Here is an 18849-nt window from a genome sequence, read left to right on the forward strand (position 1 = left end):
TTAGCCTTTTATCATTCAATCAATTTCAAAAAAACCTATCTAACGGGGTAATTATTTCTCACATATCGTTTTATAGATTATATATTGAATTTATTTTCAAAAATACCTGCTTTTTAGTCCTAAAAAATTACATTTCTTAGGTTTTAAGCCTATCTTTATGCCTAATTCTCCACATAAATTTACAAGGTTTTTTGTTTGATATGTTAAACTCAAAAAGTCAGCAATCCGAAAACCTTGAAGTGTATAAGTCCCGAAACCATTTATTATTTTTAAACAGAGGTGAACTACACTATTGAGCATTTGAAAATGGCGATAGGCTTATTTCTACCTAAAGTTTTTTGAAGACCTGTTTATAGGTAATTATCAACAGAACTGATTACCAGACCAAATCTATCACAAGTCTATTGCAGGTATTCTCATACTTGATAGAAAGGAATGTATTGTCTGAAAACCAACAATAAATTTCTTCTCATCCACGAATGAAAAGCTACTTTTTGTGGCGGATACCTTTATATTTTTTGCGTTAAATTTTAAAACTATACTATGAAAACACGTTTACCTGAAATTCTGAAATTATTCACTATTCTACTCTTATTTATCTACAGTAAGCAATCAATTGCACAAGTAATTAATGGCAGCTATACCATAGAAATACACTACCTTCAGGGGTATGGATATATTGATACAGACCCAACTACAGCAGGAGAACAAACACATACTGCAAAAGTTGCTTTAAATAACGGTTTTGGTGAGGCGCCCATATTGTTTGATCTTTCTTCAGGCGCAAGTAACCAGCCTAAAACCTGTTATGTAGATCATACCGATGCTAACCGCTGGGGACCGGTGGTTGATTATAATATCGGTACACTCTATGGTAGCACAAATGGACGATTTGATTATACTTTTTTTTCCTGGGAAGATGATGCCGGAAGTGAATGTAACTGGGATAGCGACGACGATAATCGTGGGTATGGATGGGGTTACAGATTTGCCACTAATTATACACAGGCAAGCTGGTATTCATATCCTGATATAGCCGGAGGAACCAATAATACCTTAGAAAGAATAAAATCTACCTGGCGCTTTACCAATGGCGAAAAAACATCAGCCCTGGATTTTGGTACTTTATCAAATACAACCTATGCGCATATAAATACCAACAGGGGCGTACCAGCAGGTGCTGCTACGGCTTTAGGGTATAAAAATCAATGGACTGATGCGACTGCTTTATCTTTCAAACCAGGAAATGATGTAACTTATAAATTCAGGATTACAAGTGCTAAAAGAATTATCTTCTCTACTGTCTATTCCGAATCCAATTTTGACACCTATATACATTTAGTCAGATTAAACGAAGACGGTTCTTTTAACAGCTATGTAGATGGAGATGATGATGATGGAGGCAATCAGAAATCATATTTGCAAAGTGATTTATGCCCTGGCTTATACGGTGTTATTGTAGAAGGGTACAGTGCGGCAGCTCTTGGAGATTTCAAACTTACACTTCAGGTGTCAGGAATATCTGTTACAGCCGGAACTATTGCTATTTCTACGAATAATGGTCAAAGCCTTTCTCTTTGTCCGAATGCCACCATTCCGGCCATCAACAGCACCGCCAATTCGACTTCAACGCTTGGAAACATTATTTATTACTGGAAAAGAAGAACCTTTAACAATGGAAACTGGAGTGCATGGGCTGATTATACAGCGGCAGGGAATGGGGTGAGTGCCTCAAATCTGGGTAGCATCGAAAACAATGAAATAATTGAGTTTCAGAGAGAAGCACAGGATTGCGGTAGTGGGGCCGGAAGCAATGTAGTTACTTTTAACAGATACACGCCTACTATTTCTGCCGGAACTATTGGCGGTAGCACGATGATACCCTCACCCCGTGAGCTACCTCTCGGAACAATGACTTCTGTGGCAGATGCCAGTGGAATCCCAAGCATAACTATTAGTTGGGAAAAAGATGAGGGTAGTGGTTGGGGGCCTGCCACACCTGCAGGAACTAATCAGGCTTACTCTTTACCTGAACTCACTGTCACCACAAAATTCAGAAGAAAAGCAACCAATGCCTGCCCTACGGTGGTAGCGGTCTATTCTAATGAGCAAACCATAACAGTTATCAACCCGAATGGGGTACTCCAAGGCCGTGTTACCAGTAAAACAGGGGCAGGGGTTAATAATGTAACGATTTCAGCCAAACGAACCACAGCTGTTACAGGTGGATTAGCCAATAAGACTTATACCACTACTACCGGAACAGATGGTACTTACGCCATTCCGGGTGTTTATTATGGTTCAACAGCTATTGGCTCCGGGGCTACTGCCAATTTTACAATAACACCCTCTAAAGGTGTACATATTTTTGAGCAAACTTCGCTGACAAGAACTGTAAGCCAGACATTGCCTGTGCCGCCTGATGCCAATTTTGTCGATAAGACTGTATTCAGTGTTTTAGGGAAAGTTACCCAAGAGTGTGCTACTTGTGTGGGCGGGACAGTTCAGGCGCCAATCGTATGTCCTGCAGCCAATGTTGAGTTTTTGGTTGATAATACCTATTTAGGCAATAAAACTCTTACCGACGGTACCTATGCGCTCTCGATGGATGAGCAACGTAACTACACGATTAAACCGAGGTATAAAAATCATACATTTACCCCAGCCCAACTGGTATTGCCTGTTGGAGAGAGTCCGTCGACAGAGAACGTTAATTTTGTAGACAATACTACACATACGATTTCGGGAACTTTCTTTGCCGGATGTAATGAATATATCGGGCAGGCTACGCTTAAATTCAGTCAGATTTTACCTGATATAAATGGAAATCCGGTAACAGGCTGTCTCATTAAAACAGTTACCACAAACCTTACCTCCGGTGCTTATTCTATTACCCTGCCAGCCGGGAAATATAGGGTTAGTTTTGAATCTTTCATTCCGGGAGGAAGTGGTACAGATCTGAATCCACTAACGGTTAAAGACTTCATGAATCAGAAGGTGTTAGTTCACGACTCACTTACCCGTGATATTGATGAAAAAGACAAAATACTGAACCTGGTATATCCAAGAGCCCCTGTGTTAGAAGTGATTGGTCTGAATACCATTTGTACGCCGACAGGTAATGTATGTACTCCAGCTCAATTGGCTAAGCCTTATTCATTAATGGCGCAGAATGACAGCACAGCCTTTACTATCAAAGTATGGCAGGGAGCACCGGCCAAAAATTGCCCTGCAAAAGATAGTCTGGTTTACTTACATACCAATATTCAGCAAGATGATACCAACCAGGATTTTATTTTTGCTAATCTTACAGGTACTATTTCAAAAAAACTAAAAGGCGGGCTACCAAACATTGTGTGTCCCTATTTCAAAACTTTTAACCTGCAATATGCGGATAAATATAAAAGGTCTGCTACCGACATCAATAAAAATGTAGTAGTAACAGGGTTGAAATCAGATATTGGCACATTCACTACCATATCTCCCGAATTACCTCTTAAAATATTGCACGACCCACAAGGCGATTTAAGCTATAGTTTTTGGGAAGCCAACAAGACAAGCGAACAGGCTATCCGGTTTTTCAGGTCAGAAACTGATAATACCAATGGCTGGGTAGATGTAAAATTAGGAACAAAATTTGAAGCAGGCATCGGTCTGACAGTAGAAAGTGCGTTCTGGGGAAGTATTAAGGGGTCTATAAACACGGGTGCACGTAATGTAACCAGTAGTGAATCAATTCTTTCTATATCAAATACCCAGCTATTTTCAACCGCCAATAATGAAGATGTGGTAGGAGCACAAGGAGATGTATATATTGGTTCTGCGATGAATCTTCTCTATTCAAAAACCCATGTACTCACTTATAAAAATTCATGTCTATTAACACTCAAAGATGATTTTATTATTGCTCCGGATGGTTTTGCTACTGAATATGTGTATTCAGAAGATCACATCGTCAAAACAGTAATACCTACACTCAGGGCTTTCAGAGATAATCCGTCTAATACGCCTCCTGAAAGAGCAAGATATAGTAATCAGGTATCGGTATGGGAGCAAACTTTGGCTAACAATGCAATTAACAAAAAAAGAGCCCCTTTCGAAAAAAATATATCGTTTGATGGTGCTGCAGGAGAAATAAGGAATACCACTACTGCCACTTCTACCAAAAGCAGTACCATTGAGTTTGGATTAGAAGTGAATGAGGAACTGGCGACAGAATTAGGTATGGAAATCGGGGGTAGCGGGCTAAGTGGAGGCGTAATTATTAATTCGAAAGTAGAAACAGGTGGTAGCACAACTAATACGACTATTATGTCAACTACAACGGGGTATTCTCTGGACGATGGCGATAATGGCGATTACTTTTCCATTGATATTAAAAAAGACCCAGTATATGATACGCCTGTGTTTCAATTGGTAGCCGGTACCTCAAGTTGTCCGTGGGAGGAGGGTACACAACCACGTGATGAGATGCAATTAGTATGTGCGATACCTTCTGTCTCGAATATTCCGGCTGCAGGCGAAGCCGAATTTACCCTTCTGCTTTCTAATACCAGCCAGAGTGGCGAATCAAGAACTTATTTGTTATCATTTGACCAGTCAAGTAACCCATCAGGGGCTGTCGTAACAATCGGAGGTAGTCCTGTAGTGGGTAACACGGCTTATACTATCGGGTATTTAGGCAGTGTGCAGGTAGTTGTAAAAGTAAAAAGAGGTGCTTCAAATATTTATTCTTATACCGGACTCAAATTCAATCTTAGTGATGCCTGTGATGGTTCTATTAAAAAATCAGTAGCATTAAGTGCGTTTTTCAATAGCCCTTGCAGTAATATAACCTTGTTTTCGCCAGACAACAATTTTAGTGTAATTACCAATGTTGTTCCGGTTATCATGAAAGACTATACAATAGCTAACCTGACGAGTGTGTCTTTAGAGTATTCGAAAGAGGGAACAAGCAACTGGTCTACTGCCTTTACCAGAACAGCAGCTCAATTATCTGCTGACCCAAGTGGAACACAGGTAAACTGGGATATAAGCAATATAATTGATGGGAAATACAATGTTCGGTTAAAGTTGTTGTGTGCAAGTAATGTTACGTACTCTCAAACTATTACAGGTATTATTGACAGAGTGGCTCCTAAATTATTCGGAAGCCCAGAACCCACAGATGACAATTATGTAATAGGAGACCAGATTTCAGCCACATTCAATGAAACTCTGGGCTGTGCTAATTTGAATAATAATAACCTGACTATTAAAAACCTGAAAACAAACGCAATTATTGCGGCACAATTAGGGTGCTTTGATAATAAAATCATGATTGTACCGCTGGCTTCTATGGGTGCAACATCAGATAGCATCAGGGTAACGTTACAGAATATTCAGGATTTGTATGGCAACGTGAAAACGACGCCTGATTCATGGAAATTTATTCTTGGCACTTCAGTGGCGGCTACAGGAAACAAGGCACTTTCGATGAACTCCAATAATACGATACCTACAGTTCAGTCAGGAGTATTGACCAATGCAGGAAGTATTTCTATTTCTATGTTAGAAAATGCCAACGGAACCTTAGATTTTTATTTCAATCTACCAGCCGCTGCGCCAAACGATTTTCTGATTAACTATTCGGTGTCAGGTAGTGCCAGTGCCGGTACTGATTACACAGCCTCGTTTTTCCCGGCCTCTCGTGTTGATGGCAAAAAAATCACTTCCAATCAGTTTAACGGCTCATTTGGTACTATTACTATATTGTCTGGTCAGAAGAGTGCCAGATTACTGATTGACCCGATTGGTGACACGAAATTTGAAGGCGACGAAACTGTTATTATTACTGTGAATGAAGGAGGAGACTATGGTATCGGAGCAAGTTATACCATGACCGGTATTATCCGGAATGATGATGCAGATGATTGTTTGAATGGCGGTAATGTATATACTGTAAGTAATAATACCAATGGGAATACATCAATAGCCGCAGGCACTTATCAAAAATCTTTGTTGGAATCTAATGGAACAATAGTTTCACCAACAAATGTAACGATGAAAGGAGCCAAATCGGTGGTAATGAAACCTGGTTTTGAGGTAAAAGCAGGAGCAATTTTCAAAGCGATTATAGAAGGTTGTCCTCCAGTGTCATCAGGATATAGTATCCCTACAAAAGATACACCAGACCTGACGGCAGATACTGACAATACCCCTTCTTTCAATACCGAAGCAAGTACACCTACTACTCAGGTTACTTCTTCTATCAGCTATGAACCTAATGTACTGGCTGCGGTGAGCGACAAGAAAATCTATTTCCAGTTTACTTTAGACAAAGACGAAGAGGTAACATTAACTCTTTACAATGCGTTTGCAGGCGAGGTGTTGAAAGTCATAGATAATACTCACTACAAAGGGGGTACTTATACTGCCGAAATTGAAACGGCAACCCTTACAAAAGGTGATTATTTTATACAAATGATTACTAAAGATAAGAAAACGTATCAGAAGATAACAGTTACCAAGTAAAAAATAAACGAGGAATCTCAATGCGGGATTCCTCGTTTACTTTAACTATTAATAGAAACTATCTTATTTCTAATTATAAGCCTCCTTATATTTACTTATTTCGACAAAACCATTTCAGGCTAAATTTCTGACAACTGCATTGCATAAATTTTACCTAAGTGTATGATTATTATGAAATATCCTGAAACGAAATGAACTTTAGCCAATGTTAAATTTTCATATCATTAGTTGCGTCCTTGTTTATGCGTATGCTGCTTTTGTTACAAACTCCTGCAACCTTATTTCGACAAAATACCTGCCTGGATTTACTTTCGTGTCTTTGCCAAAGAATACTTTGCAGAAATAAAATAACTACTGATTCTCATAAATCCAGGTGAGTATTTTTTCTACTTCTTTACGAACCTTAGTAGTGGACTGATTAAAATTATTGTTCATAAAGCTCACTATCAGGGTTTTTCCTTTTTTTGTAATTAGGTAGCCACTCAGGTTATAAACACCGCTTAAAGAGCCTGTTTTAGCAAAAATAAAGGGTTTATCGGTATTCTTATAGCCGTTTTTTAGCGTACCGGATTGCCCACCCACAGGCAGAATAGAATAGAGTTTTTGCTGTGGTACGTCTGCACGAAGTTTCTCTAAGAGTTTTACAATTGAACGGGGCGTAAAAAGATTATATCTTGACAATCCTGACCCATCTACCCATTTAGGAGCATCGGGCAAATCCTGTAAGTATTTTTCAGTAATTGATTTAATTACGAAAGAAGAATTGAGCGAATCTTTTAAGTTAGCCCCACAAAGTAGTAACAAGTGTTCAGCCAGCATATTATCGCTCTCCTGCATCATTAGCCGGTACACATCTTCTGATGCCATACTGTAGATAGTCTTGGCATCTTTCGACACAGGAATATGCAAGAGATTTACGTTTCTTCTGAGTGTGTCAATCAACAATTGCTGCGTTAAGCCTATCGATGTTTTATACGGAATATCCTGTTTATAATTATTCTTCGTCAACATCGATTTAGGCAATAAAAACAGATTATCTGTCTGAACCCGGGTAATGGTAGTTCCTTCATCTTTTTTATAAAAGCTATTCTCAAAAATACCCGGTTGCGGCGAGAATTCTCCTTTATCAATACTTACTCTGACAATGTTTCCATACATTGGCATAGGTGATATTTCGGCTGAATAATAATCATTGAAATCGTCCCATGCCCAGCCTTCACCCATAGCAGTGTTCGTAAAGTTACCATCAGCAAAAAAGAATAATTTACTTCGCTTATAGCTTTTCAGAAAATCAAATGCGCTGGTGTTTTTTAAATCATGATGAAAAAGCGTGGGGTCGCCTGTCCCCCAGAAAATCAACGAATCATCTTTGATAACATAGCGTAATGCTGGAATCGAATCACCCAGTGTTTTAATACAGGCATAGTAGGTAAACAACTTGGTGTTAGAAGCAGGTGTAAAATATCTATCCGCATTTCTTTCAAAAAGGGTTTTCTTTTGGTCTACGTCATAAATAGCCATTCCGGTAAAATTCTGCGCAAATACCTGCGAAGTATCCAATAGTCTGGCATAAGGTTTTTTGTTCGATAATTTCTGTGAGGTTGTACAAGAAATTCCAGCAAAAGCTAATAAGGTCAGGACAATGATTTTCTGCATACTTTTTATTTTTTTGCGAATTTACATCAAGATTAAATGATTGCAACGATTAATAAAGCCTATTTCTTGAAATTATTTAAACTTTCCCGATTTCGGGTATCTATCTGAAATCATCTTCGCTTGTTCTGTTCTCTCGGATTAACAGAACTATTCAATACAACCCATAGATTTCTATAAACCTTCATTTTTTTATCAATCAGGTCATTAATTTTCTATTCTAACCCCCAATAAACAGAAGAGCCTCCCCAAATAGGAAGGCTCTTCTGTTTATAACAATGATTGTGTATTATCTGTTTACCACAAATCTTTTTACTACTGAACCATTCTCGGTATGTAAGCGAACCAGATAAGTACCTGCATTCAGGTTGCTTACATCAATTTTCTGGTTGAATGTGTTTATTTCTGTAATAAACTCTCTGTCCATTACCTTTTTACCATTTGCCCCAAATACCTCCATTTTCACACGGCCCGGTCTAGCCAGCGAAGTACTGATTTGAATCTCATCAGGTGATGGATTCGGCGATAAGGTAACTAATTTTTCTAAACCCGGTTCTACGGACAATACCGGCGGTGGCAATGGGTACTGAATTTTCAGGTTATCAATAGCCCAACCCCAGCCATGAGTCAACTGGTCAGAGAATAAACGGAAACGAATCAATACCACATCTCCTCCCACAAAATTATCAGTAATCAACATTCTGATAGTTCTTGGGCGGAATAGTGCTTTGGTACCTACCCCTTTTGAGTCAACCGTAGGAAAAGGCTGTCCATTAGCGCCAATAGCCGTTCCTGCTGTTGTACTGTTAAAGGTTTGCTTCCATTGATTATCACTGCTTGCATCGTAGCCATCTTCAAACGGTATCCAGGACGCGCCACCATCATACGAGCCTTCCACTACTACATAGTCATAGAAATCACCATCTCCAAAAGCAGACCCGGTTTCACCCGGTTCTACTAATACAATTTCATCAAAAGTTATATTAGCCGAATCTGCCTCCATTTTTATTTCAATAGGTTTCAGTAGCAAAGAAATGGCATTATACTCCAGGTTTTCGTCTCCTCCATTTTTATAAGGGTGAGCCGAATGTAAGGCACCATCATCAAAACCTGAGGGTTGTGTAATACTCCAGCCGCCTATACCAGCAAAATCTTCGTTAGGGGTATTAAAATCTGTACTATACTGCGCAATAGGTGCTTGTGTAACCAAATCTACTACCGCAAACTCAAAATAGTCTGGTGTAAGGTCCACATTAGTACCCGGGGTTTTCAGGTTTGAAGGCAACACAGTGGTATTTTTATTCTTCGAATTATCAACGGCTACAATGCGGTATAAAACGTGGTCGCCTTTTTTCAAATCACCAAAAACACCTTTTCCTAAATAAGCATAAATATCATTTCTGCCTTGCGAATAAGCTTTGTCGTCTGTAGCCGGATTATACTTCTTTATACCCACAGGCGTTTTTGCTTGTCCGTTTACCATGTATTCTACATATACCGTATCAATGCCATGATCAAAATCATCTTCGGCATTCAGAAAAATATCGGGTTTAGAATTTGATGGAACGAAAGTCAACGGAAGACTGGTAACAAAAGGAGAAGAAACGTCTTGCTCTCCGACCTGAAAACCATAATAGCCTTCAAGAGGGGCTTCGGCAGGAACAGTATTCTTACGCTTATAATTATCTTCTACCACAATATAGTATCTGATGATTGAACTTGCCGAAGTAATGGGAATAACAGCCGTGTAATCGTTGGTTGTGCCAATTCTTGTGAGGTTTATTGATTTTGCTTTGGTAATTGTATCGTTTTCGCTATAATATACCTTGGCACTACCGGCTACTAAGGTGGTATCACTCGTAATAGTAGCCTTCACTGTTACAGTTTTTACAGCAGTTTCAATATTCTTGATAGGGGTATGTATAACCGACGTACCTTTCCAGCCCATATCGGCAAACATATTTTTTACTAACGGGCCGGGGTCACGAATCACCTCTCTTAAACTTGCTGATGATGTCATCAGTGAATTAGGATTGCCTGAAGTGTAGGTATTATCATCAACGTGCGAAGTGCTCGACCCTGCCTGATAAGTAAAAGGCGCATATAAACGGGGTTTCTCCTCACCCTTAGCCTCAGAAACAGGGCTGTTGAAAAATAAATTATTACCAACTAATTGTTGACGCAATGCTGCAGACGGATTAGGGAAATTACCGGTATCAATTAATAGCTGACCTGTGGCATTTTCTACAAACTGGTCGAATATAAAAGGTGAACCTGTTTCATACCCCCATGCCGCAGTAGTTGAGGTCTGAGTAGAACGCAATGAGGAAGTAAAACCTAAACCGTGGCACAGCTCATGCAAAACAACAGAGGCAAAATCGAACTCATTACGGCCTGGTGTGCTGGTACCTAAATACCACGGAGCAGAACTGTTAAACTCTGCTACAATATCAGGCTCATTAACTGAGTTCAGTTCTTGCCCGGCTATTTTCTCAGCTAATGCAATCGGATACCACGTACTGACCCTCTGTTGTCCGGGGAAATTGCGTGTAAAATCACCCGGGCTTGCCTGTCCTAAAATAGTACCCTCATTATTACCACTATCAATCGGGTGCCAGATAGCATCAATACGAATAGGCACTGGCGAACTGATAAGATTAGACCATATATCAACTGCTAATTGAAAGGCTTTCTGAGCAGCAGGCGAAAAGCCACTGTAGTTTACGATAAAAGTAGCTTTGGCAGTAGAGCGCACATATTTCCCTTTCAGCGCATCTTCTACTTCTTTGGCAGGAGGAATATAAGTGTTTGCATCAACATAATTGCCCGGACACACAATCATCTTCCCCTTCATAAATTCAATTTTATTAGGGTTTGTCTTCGCAAGCTCTTCATGGCGTGGTTTAACAGTTTTCTGGGCAATTGCTGACATTACCAAGAGAGATAGTATGCCAGATAGGTAAATTTTTCTCATAATCTTTAACTTCATTTCCTGATTTTTGCAGGGTCTAAAAAAAATACGTAATTCAATGGGTAAAGGTTGTTTTGAATTTTTATACAAGGTAGAAATTCTAACGAATATAATAACGCTTTTATGGAGCGAATATTAGAAATAATCCCATAAGTATTATTTATCGGCTCAATTTCTAAAAAGCCCCGGTTTTATCTTTTTCTTAAAACTAATTACTGCCTGCTTAAAGCAAAATATCGGATTAACAAACCGAAATCTTATCTTTGCATTATAGACGGAAACCGGGTTTTGAACGATGCAAGCATCAAAAGAAATATTATTAAAATATTGGAAATATGATTCTTTCCGACCTTTGCAGGACGAAATTATTAATTCTGTACTGGCCGGAAATGATACGCTGGCGATTCTGCCGACGGGCGGGGGGAAATCTGTTTGTTTTCAGGTACCTGCCTTACAAATGGAGGGAGTGTGCATTGTGATTACGCCACTCATTGCTCTGATGAAAGACCAGGTAGAGCAATTAAAAAGAAGAGGAATTAAAGCTGCAGCTATTTATTCGGGCATGCACCGCACTGAAATTGATTATACCCTTGATAATTTTGTTTATGGCGACTATAAGTTTCTTTATGTTTCTCCTGAACGCCTGCTGACAGAAATTATGCAGGAGCGTACAAAACGGATGAAAGTATGTTTATTAGCTATTGACGAAGCACACTGCATCTCGCAATGGGGGTATGATTTCCGGCCACCTTATCTGAAAATTCCTGATTTCAGAAAATTTGCACCTAATGCCCCTATGATTGCCCTTACGGCCACAGCTACCAAAGATGTAAAGCAGGATATTCAGCAAAAATTAGGCTTACGCAACACTAAAATATTCCAGCAGAGTTTTGCCCGGCACAATATTTCTTACTCAGCCTTTTGCGAAGAAAGCAAAGAACGAAAATTGTTTGAGATTCTTCAGAAAGTACAAGGTTCTGCCATTGTATATGTAAGAAGCCGCAGAAGAACCAAAGAGATTGCCGACTGGCTGAATCGTAACAGAATAAGTGCTGAGTTTTATCATGCCGGATTGGCCATGAGCGACCGCTTTAAAAAACAGGAAGCATGGATTAAAAATCAGGTGAGGGTAATAGTAGCTACCAATGCCTTTGGCATGGGCATAGACAAACCCGATGTAAGAGTAGTTGTACACCTTGATTTGCCCGAAAACCTCGAAGCTTATTATCAGGAATCCGGGCGAGCCGGAAGAGATGGGTTAAAATCTTATGCGATACTGCTCTACTTTAAATCTGACCTGACGGATATTTATAAACAGATAGAGCAGAAATATCCCCCTATAGAGAACCTGAAACGAGTGTATCAGGCATTAGCCAATTATTTTAAACTGGCCGTAGGCGCAGAAAACTTTGAAAGCTATGATTTCGACTTTCAGGAATTTATCGGCACTTTTGGTTTAATAGCCAATGATACCCACAATGCCCTGAAAAAATTAGAAGATGAGGGACTCATACAACTAAGCGATTCGTTTTTCAGTCCCTCCAAGTTGGTTTTTAAAATAGACAATCATGGCTTATATAATTTTCAGATTAAAAATGCCAATTATGATAAGTTTACCAAAATACTGCTACGGATGTATGGCGGTCAATTGTTTACCGAATTCACAACCATTGCAGAGAGTGCCATAGCCCGCAATTTCTTTGCACAAAGTGCAGAGGTAGAAAAAATGCTTGAATACCTGCATGAAGCAGGAATAGCTACTTACCAGAAACAAAAAAGCAAACCTCAGCTCACTTTTCTGACTGCCCGACAAGATGCTAATTATTTAGCCATTGACAGGGCTGAATATCATCGGAGAAAAACAAAAGATACTGAAAGGGTTGATGCCGTTGTACAGTTTGCCCAAGAGGAAAGAAGGTGCCGGATGCAGTTTTTACAGCAATACTTCGATGAATACACCGAAGCTACCTGCGGTATATGCGACAATTGTCTGAAACAAAAAAAACGGGAAGTACCTCTTGATATTTATGCCAGGTACAGACAAAAAATACTGGAGATTCTGCCTGCCAATATCATTCATGTAGTAGATTATCATTTCTTTAGTAATAAAGACTTTGTGACGGAAGTAATCAGAAAAATGATTGAAAATGAAGAAATATGGTATAGCGAGTTAGGGGTTTTACAGAAGAAATAAAAAGAAATATATGTCAGAATTTACTCATATAGATGCCTCGGGCAATCCATCAATGGTTGATGTAAGCGAAAAAAGCATTACCAGACGCCTTGCCAAAGCCCGAAGCGTTGTGGTTTTAGATGAAGCCATACTCGAAAAGCTACAGAACGACGAAATTCATACCAAAAAAGGGCCGGTGTTTCAGACAGCTATTATTGCCGGAGTAATGGCCGCTAAACGCACAGGAGACTTAATACCCCTATGCCATCCTTTAGGGCTTGAAAACTGCCAGCTTACGATTATGCTGAATGAGAAAAAAGAAGTAGTAATAGAGTGTACTGCTTCGCTTACAGGCAAAACAGGCGTAGAAATGGAAGCACTGACCGGAGCAAGCATTGCGGCCTTGACAGTATATGATATGTGTAAGGCTTTTTCGCACAATATTGTCATTAAAGAAACCCGTTTAATTGAAAAAACCGGAGGTAAAAGAGATTTTAAATTAGATACCGAATGAACGGACTGATTCTGATTGGGGGTAAAAGCTCACGTATGGGAACAGATAAAAGCCTGCTTAATTATCATGGACTCTCCCAAAGAGAATACCTGTTTCAACTGTTAAGCAAGTTTTGTTCAGACGTCTATTTTTCTTCCAGACAAGAACAAGGGCTATCTGAAAATGTCATTATTGATACTCTTGCCAACGGCCCTGCGAGTGGCGTTCTGTCTGCATTTGAGTACAATCCTGAAACGGCATGGCTGGTATTAGCCTGTGATATGCCTTTGGTATCTGAAGAAGCCCTCGAAATATTAGTCAGGCATCGGAATCCGGGAAAAATGGCAACGGCCTTTTATAACCCCGAAATCAATGCACCTGAACCTTTGATTACTATTTATGAGCCCAAAACATACCCTCTGATGAGGGACTTTATAAAGGCAGGCCATAAAAGCCCTAAGATATTTCTGCAAAACAATGATGTGCAGTTGATACACATCGAAGACAAAGGCTTTTTGAAGAATGTGAATACAAAGGCAGAATTTAACGATTTTAAAATCAATCTTAAAGCATAGTTAGTACTATTAAGGCGTAGCCGATACCCATACCTCTCCATCTTCAAAAATCTCTTTTTTCCAGATGGGTACTGTTTCTTTCAGGGTATCAATTACAAGCTCACAGGCATCAAAAGCGGCTTTCCGATGTGCTGATGAAACCGCAATCACTACCGGTACTTCACCAATAGCCAAAGTTCCTACCCGATGGTGAACCGAAATTTTTTTGAGAGAGAATTGCTCAACAGCCTGTACGGCTATTTTCCGCATTTCTGAAATAGCCATTGGCTCATAGGCCTCAAAATCAAGCCTTACTACAGCTTTTCCTTTGGTCTGGTTGCGTACGGTTCCTACAAAAACCACAATTCCTCCGGTATCGTCGGTTTTCACAAAATCGAGACAAGCCTGTTCAGAAAGTGGGGTATGTAAAAGCTGAATATCTATCATACTTGGCATCAGATTTTTTAACCTCCACTCACAGGTGGAATCAGTACTATTTCATCATTTTCTTTCAACGTCATCGTATCTTCTGCATATTCTTCATTCAAGGCAATACGCAACGATTTTAAAGTAGCAAACTTAGGAAATTGCATTGAAAGCTGATTTTTCAAATCAGCTACGGTTGCTTCTGTCGGCAGGGAAAGCCTATATTCAAACTGACCGATAATGTCTCTTGTAATACCGAAACATAATACTTTTAAATTCATTTTTTCAATGGATATTTTCTATTATAACACTAAAAACATTGATTGAATTGCTTTCAGTAAAATAGCTGACAGATGATTGTTAGATAACTCTGACATCCTGATTTTTTGTAGAATAAAAATCTTCGCAAAAAAACAGACTATTTCATCGATAATTCCTCGTGAGCTACCTATTTTTGTTAGAAATCAGTCCAAATTTACTTCATGCTTCATTAGAATGAAAAAACTACTTACTTTTATTTTTATTCTCGGATTTTCGCAAAATATTTTCTCTCAGAAAATTGAAGATTTTAGCCAATACTTTAAGGAAAAAGATGTAGAAGGCGGCTTCTTTTTATACGATTATCAAAAGAAAGAATATATAGTAAGCGATAAAGCCGAGTTTGTCAGACCCACTTCACCGGCTTCAACTTTCAAGATACCTAACTCGCTGATAGCTTTAGAAACAGGAGTGATTAAAGATGAAAATGAGGTAATTAAATGGGACGGACAGAAGCGCCGGATTGAAACATGGAATACCGACCACGATTTGAAAAATGCTTATAAAAATTCAACAGTCTGGTTTTATCAGGAACTGGCCCGTAGAATTGGTGAGAAAAACTATCAGCAATACCTGCAAGCCCTTGATTACGGCAATAAAGACATTAGTGCAGGATTGACAACTTTCTGGCTGGGGTCGAGCCTGAATATATCTCCTAAAAACCAGATTGAGTTTCTGGTAAAACTACATGAAGAGAAACTGCCTTTCTCTGCAAGAACATTTGAGATTGTAAAGAGAATCATGATTCGGGAAAAAACAGCTGACTATGTGCTGAGAGCCAAAACAGGTTGGTACGATACGCCTCCTAAAGACATAGGTTGGTATGTAGGGTATATAGAAAAGAAAGACAATATATATTTTTTTGCTACCCGCATCTATAAACCTGTAGAAAAAGATATGCCCAATTTTGGAGCAGACAGGATTGAAATAACCAATACCATTTTAAAAAAATTAGGCATTATCTAATACCCAAAAACGCTATAGAAAACTATCTTTTATGAAAATTAAAACCCTGATTATTGATGATGAAGTAAGAGGCAGCCAGGCTCTTGCCAAATTATTGGAACGTTATCCTGAAATAGAACTTTTAGGTGCCGCTCATTCAGCAGATGAGGGTATTGCTACTATCCAACGCCTGAAACCGGATCTGGTATTCTTAGATATACAAATGCCAGGCAAAACCGGATTTGATATGCTCAATGCCATGCCCGAAGTAAAGTTTGAGGTAATATTTGTAACGGGTTATGACCAGTATGCCATTCAGGCTTTTAAGTTTGGTGCCATTGATTATCTGCTTAAACCTGTAGATATAGATGACCTTGATTATTCGGTTGAAAAGGTAATAGACCGAATCAAGAAGAAAGACACCAATCATAGTATAGAATTATTGTTGCAGAATATCCGGACACCTAAAAACGAAAATATGCAACTGGCGCTTCCGACACAGGAAGGCGTTTTTTATATTCCGATTTCAGAAATTATCCGGTGTGAGTCCGATGGTAGCTATACTGTTTTTCATCTGGCCGACAAAAAGAAAATCATTGTTTCAAAAAATGTAAAAGAATATGAGGAATTATTGACCCCTTATAACTTTTGCAGGGTACATAATCAACACCTGATTAACCTGCGTCACGTAAAAAAATACGTAAAAGGCGAAGGCGGCTTTGCTATCATGTCAGACAATTATGAGGTAGAAGTAGCCCGTCGCAGAAAAGAGGATTTTCTGACTGAGCTGGGCAAAATAACTCTTCGGTAAACTTCAACTAAAAAGTTTACAAATATATACAGGAGCAGCGCATGTTGTTCCTGTTTTATTTTTGTATAAATGTACACAGAGAAGACCCGGATACTTCAGCAAAGTATTCTATCACATCAATAAGCAAGCAATTATTACTCTTCTGTTTTCAGATAGCCCCAGTTTTCGCCCGAGCGTATACGATTCAGTTGTGTATGCGTAATACCAAACTGTTTTGCTATCATTTTCAGTCGGGTATTTTCGTTCTGAAGCATCTTTTTTATCATTCTGACCTTTGTTTCAGTCAGCTTGTAGTTCTTTGTGTTTCTCGGAATCGGTTTATTCTTTACAGCAGGATTTTCGCGGTTGTGTTCTACCATTTCATCTTTTGTTACCCATTTCAGGTTTTCAAAATGGTTATTCATTTTGTCGTAGTCGAGGTGGATAACAAACTTATGGTCAGCACTTTCTCTTTTCACAAAAGTTTCGGCCACTAATTTATGAATATAACGGTTAAACGTTTTTCCCTTAGGTAACCTTACATTCAGTGATCTGTATCCCTGAATAACCGAGCCTTTGATAATTGTACCTTTAGCATCGTTCTGCAAGCTACGGAGCCGACCAAAATTTGAGACCTCATAGCGAGGCGGATTTTCAACTCCTTCTACGTCAATGACAACGGGTGTCCATCGTTCTGCCCAAAGAGCATTTTTTTCACTATTCAGTCCTCTATTCATCACAAAAATTATATAATTATTGATTCTTAACTATGTCATATCTATAATAAAAAAGTATGCCAGCAGAAGTATGGGTATAAGTATCGACAGTTAAGGATTTCTTGCATTATAACAACATTTTATACAAAAAATTGTTTTTTAAAATAAAGGTTTAATACAAAACTCAGGAACGAAAGCTATTTATATAAATGTTTTAATTCTATAAAGCACGGCATATGTCAAAAAAAACTTTAATTATAGGCGCATCCACCGACCCAACACGTTACGCATTTTTAGCTGCCAACAGGTTATTATATCATGGCCATGAAATTGAACTTATAGGCAGAGACCAGGGGAAAATCGGCGGTAACGAAATACACACCAGTAAACCTGCATTAGAGCGTGTAGATACTGTTACGATGTATATCAGCCCCAAACGTCAGCCCGAGTATTATGAGTATATTGTAGGTTTAAAACCCAAGAGAGTGATATTTAATCCGGGCACAGAAAATCCTGAGTTTGAAGCCTTGCTCGCTAAAAATAAAATAGAACCTTTAGAGGCGTGCACCCTTGTGATGCTTTCTACAGGGCAATATTAACAAGCTGTTTATTAAATGGCAAGTTACTCAACTTGCCATACGTCCTTCAAATCCTAACTCCAGCAGCCTCTCGTAAGCCGACCAGACTTCTTCCGGTATGTCCATCGCTATCAGAAAACCCTTGTCGGGATAAATCTTTAGTCTTTGTAAATCTCCTGTCATATTACTAATTACCCGTTCTTTAGTAATACCCTCAGCCAGACAACGAGCTATATACGAATCATAAGTATCGGGCAAAGCTGAAACAACAAAATCAAATTCTTTAAACTGTACCATTGCCGTAGCATAAGTCCGCCGAATCATATAAGGTTTCTGAACCAGTATAAAACGCTTAAAATTCAGGTTCTTCTCTTGCAGTAGTTTTTTTGTACATATAAAATTTGCCCCTGTATTAGTAGCTTCGTTTTCTAACAGAATAGCTTCGGCAGGCACCCCCCTGCTTATGGCAATATCAAAAAATGCTTCTGCCTCAGTTTTGGGCACTGTATTTCTTAATTCTCCTACCGGACGCACTACTCCACCCGAAAAAATAATATATGGAGCAAAACCCTCGTTATACAACTGGGCAGCGTAGTCGGCCACACTGGGGTCGTGGCTGCCTAATACAAAAATACAATCAGCCTTTTGTAGTGGCTGTTGCAAAAAATGATAGTCAAACAACAGGCGGGCGTAATAGTCAATAAGGTTTTCGTCCATTT

General features: G+C 39.1%; 13 protein-coding genes. 7 read left to right on the plus strand and 6 right to left on the minus strand.

All coding sequences use genetic code 11. The features are described from left to right. Positions 1-543 precede the first annotated feature (543 nt). Complete coding sequence (locus tag EWM59_RS16490; RefSeq protein WP_130022329.1) at positions 544-6513, plus strand: 3-coathanger stack domain-containing protein; 5970 nt, start codon at positions 544-546, stop codon at positions 6511-6513. Positions 6514-6864: 351 nt separating this feature from the next. Here the strand turns inward: EWM59_RS16490 and EWM59_RS16495 are convergent, their stop codons facing one another. Then, on the minus strand, positions 6865-8169 hold the full coding sequence (locus EWM59_RS16495; protein WP_130022330.1) for a D-alanyl-D-alanine carboxypeptidase/D-alanyl-D-alanine-endopeptidase: 1305 nt from the start codon (positions 8167-8169) through the stop codon (positions 6865-6867). A gap of 286 nt (positions 8170-8455) precedes the next feature. Then, the gene (locus EWM59_RS16500) at positions 8456-11140 is read right to left on the minus strand and encodes a T9SS type A sorting domain-containing protein (RefSeq protein WP_165372197.1); all 2685 of its coding nucleotides are present in this window, start codon (positions 11138-11140) and stop codon (positions 8456-8458) included. A 292-nt stretch (positions 11141-11432) separates the two neighbouring features. On the opposite strand from EWM59_RS16500, the gene EWM59_RS16505 reads away from it, so the two are divergent. Genes EWM59_RS16505 through EWM59_RS16515 form a run of 3 tightly spaced genes read left to right on the plus strand, consistent with a single transcriptional unit; the run spans position 11433 to position 14378 of the window. Next, positions 11433-13331: a RecQ family ATP-dependent DNA helicase gene (locus EWM59_RS16505; RefSeq protein WP_130022332.1), complete on the plus strand. Its 1899-nt coding sequence runs from the start codon at positions 11433-11435 to the stop codon at positions 13329-13331. 10 nt (positions 13332-13341) lie between these two features. After that, the gene (moaC, locus tag EWM59_RS16510; RefSeq protein ID WP_130022333.1) at positions 13342-13824 is read left to right on the plus strand and encodes a cyclic pyranopterin monophosphate synthase MoaC; all 483 of its coding nucleotides are present in this window, start codon (positions 13342-13344) and stop codon (positions 13822-13824) included. After that, complete coding sequence (locus tag EWM59_RS16515) at positions 13821-14378, plus strand: NTP transferase domain-containing protein (protein ID WP_130022334.1); 558 nt, start codon at positions 13821-13823, stop codon at positions 14376-14378. Before moaC ends, EWM59_RS16515 begins: the two co-directional genes overlap by 4 nt. Positions 14379-14387: 9 nt before the next feature. On the opposite strand, the gene EWM59_RS16520 is transcribed toward EWM59_RS16515, so the two are convergent. Then, a complete protein-coding gene (locus tag EWM59_RS16520; RefSeq protein WP_130022335.1) occupies positions 14388-14804 on the minus strand; it encodes a molybdenum cofactor biosynthesis protein MoaE in 417 nt (138 codons plus the stop codon). A 17-nt stretch (positions 14805-14821) separates the two neighbouring features. After that, on the minus strand, positions 14822-15064 hold the full coding sequence (gene moaD, locus EWM59_RS16525) for a molybdopterin converting factor subunit 1 (protein WP_130022336.1): 243 nt from the start codon (positions 15062-15064) through the stop codon (positions 14822-14824). A 214-nt stretch (positions 15065-15278) separates the two neighbouring features. Here moaD and blaOXA point away from each other — a divergent pair, with 214 nt between their 5' ends. Continuing rightward, positions 15279-16067, plus strand: a complete 789-nt coding sequence (blaOXA, locus tag EWM59_RS16530; RefSeq protein WP_130022337.1) for a class D beta-lactamase — start codon at positions 15279-15281, stop codon at positions 16065-16067. Positions 16068-16098: 31 nt separating this feature from the next. After that, positions 16099-16857 carry a LytR/AlgR family response regulator transcription factor gene (locus EWM59_RS16535; RefSeq protein ID WP_130022338.1) on the plus strand — a complete coding sequence of 253 codons (759 nt, stop codon included), beginning with the start codon at positions 16099-16101 and terminating at the stop codon, positions 16855-16857. Positions 16858-16991: 134 nt separating this feature from the next. Here the strand turns inward: EWM59_RS16535 and EWM59_RS16540 are convergent, their stop codons facing one another. Then, a complete protein-coding gene (locus EWM59_RS16540; protein ID WP_130022339.1) occupies positions 16992-17573 on the minus strand; it encodes an NUMOD4 domain-containing protein in 582 nt (193 codons plus the stop codon). A gap of 215 nt (positions 17574-17788) precedes the next feature. Between EWM59_RS16540 and EWM59_RS16545 the strand changes: the two genes are divergently transcribed. After that, positions 17789-18151 (plus strand): CoA-binding protein, encoded by a 363-nt coding sequence (locus EWM59_RS16545; RefSeq protein ID WP_130022340.1) that lies wholly within the window; start codon positions 17789-17791, stop codon positions 18149-18151. Positions 18152-18178: 27 nt separating this feature from the next. Here the strand turns inward: EWM59_RS16545 and EWM59_RS16550 are convergent, their stop codons facing one another. After that, the gene (locus EWM59_RS16550; RefSeq protein ID WP_130022341.1) at positions 18179-18847 is read right to left on the minus strand and encodes a YdcF family protein; all 669 of its coding nucleotides are present in this window, start codon (positions 18845-18847) and stop codon (positions 18179-18181) included. Positions 18848-18849 lie beyond the last annotated feature (2 nt).

The organism is Emticicia agri, assembly GCF_004168285.1.
Lineage (GTDB): Bacteria > Bacteroidota > Bacteroidia > Cytophagales > Spirosomataceae > Emticicia > Emticicia agri.

What these genes read in the sequence shown, in the direction of transcription:
- EWM59_RS16490 (WP_130022329.1), top strand. Translation starts at nt 544, where the DNA reads ATGAAAACACGTTTACCTGAAATTCTGAAATTATTCACTATTCTACTC.
- EWM59_RS16495 (WP_130022330.1), bottom strand. Translation starts at nt 8,169, where the DNA reads ATGCAGAAAATCATTGTCCTGACCTTATTAGCTTTTGCTGGAATTTCT.
- EWM59_RS16500 (WP_165372197.1), bottom strand. Translation starts at nt 11,140, where the DNA reads ATGAGAAAAATTTACCTATCTGGCATACTATCTCTCTTGGTAATGTCA.
- EWM59_RS16505 (WP_130022332.1), top strand. Translation starts at nt 11,433, where the DNA reads ATGCAAGCATCAAAAGAAATATTATTAAAATATTGGAAATATGATTCT.
- moaC (WP_130022333.1), top strand. Translation starts at nt 13,342, where the DNA reads ATGTCAGAATTTACTCATATAGATGCCTCGGGCAATCCATCAATGGTT.
- EWM59_RS16515 (WP_130022334.1), top strand. Translation starts at nt 13,821, where the DNA reads ATGAACGGACTGATTCTGATTGGGGGTAAAAGCTCACGTATGGGAACA.
- EWM59_RS16520 (WP_130022335.1), bottom strand. Translation starts at nt 14,804, where the DNA reads ATGATAGATATTCAGCTTTTACATACCCCACTTTCTGAACAGGCTTGT.
- moaD (WP_130022336.1), bottom strand. Translation starts at nt 15,064, where the DNA reads ATGAATTTAAAAGTATTATGTTTCGGTATTACAAGAGACATTATCGGT.
- blaOXA (WP_130022337.1), top strand. Translation starts at nt 15,279, where the DNA reads ATGAAAAAACTACTTACTTTTATTTTTATTCTCGGATTTTCGCAAAAT.
- EWM59_RS16535 (WP_130022338.1), top strand. Translation starts at nt 16,099, where the DNA reads ATGAAAATTAAAACCCTGATTATTGATGATGAAGTAAGAGGCAGCCAG.
- EWM59_RS16540 (WP_130022339.1), bottom strand. Translation starts at nt 17,573, where the DNA reads ATGAATAGAGGACTGAATAGTGAAAAAAATGCTCTTTGGGCAGAACGA.
- EWM59_RS16545 (WP_130022340.1), top strand. Translation starts at nt 17,789, where the DNA reads ATGTCAAAAAAAACTTTAATTATAGGCGCATCCACCGACCCAACACGT.
- EWM59_RS16550 (WP_130022341.1), bottom strand. Translation starts at nt 18,847, where the DNA reads ATGGACGAAAACCTTATTGACTATTACGCCCGCCTGTTGTTTGACTAT.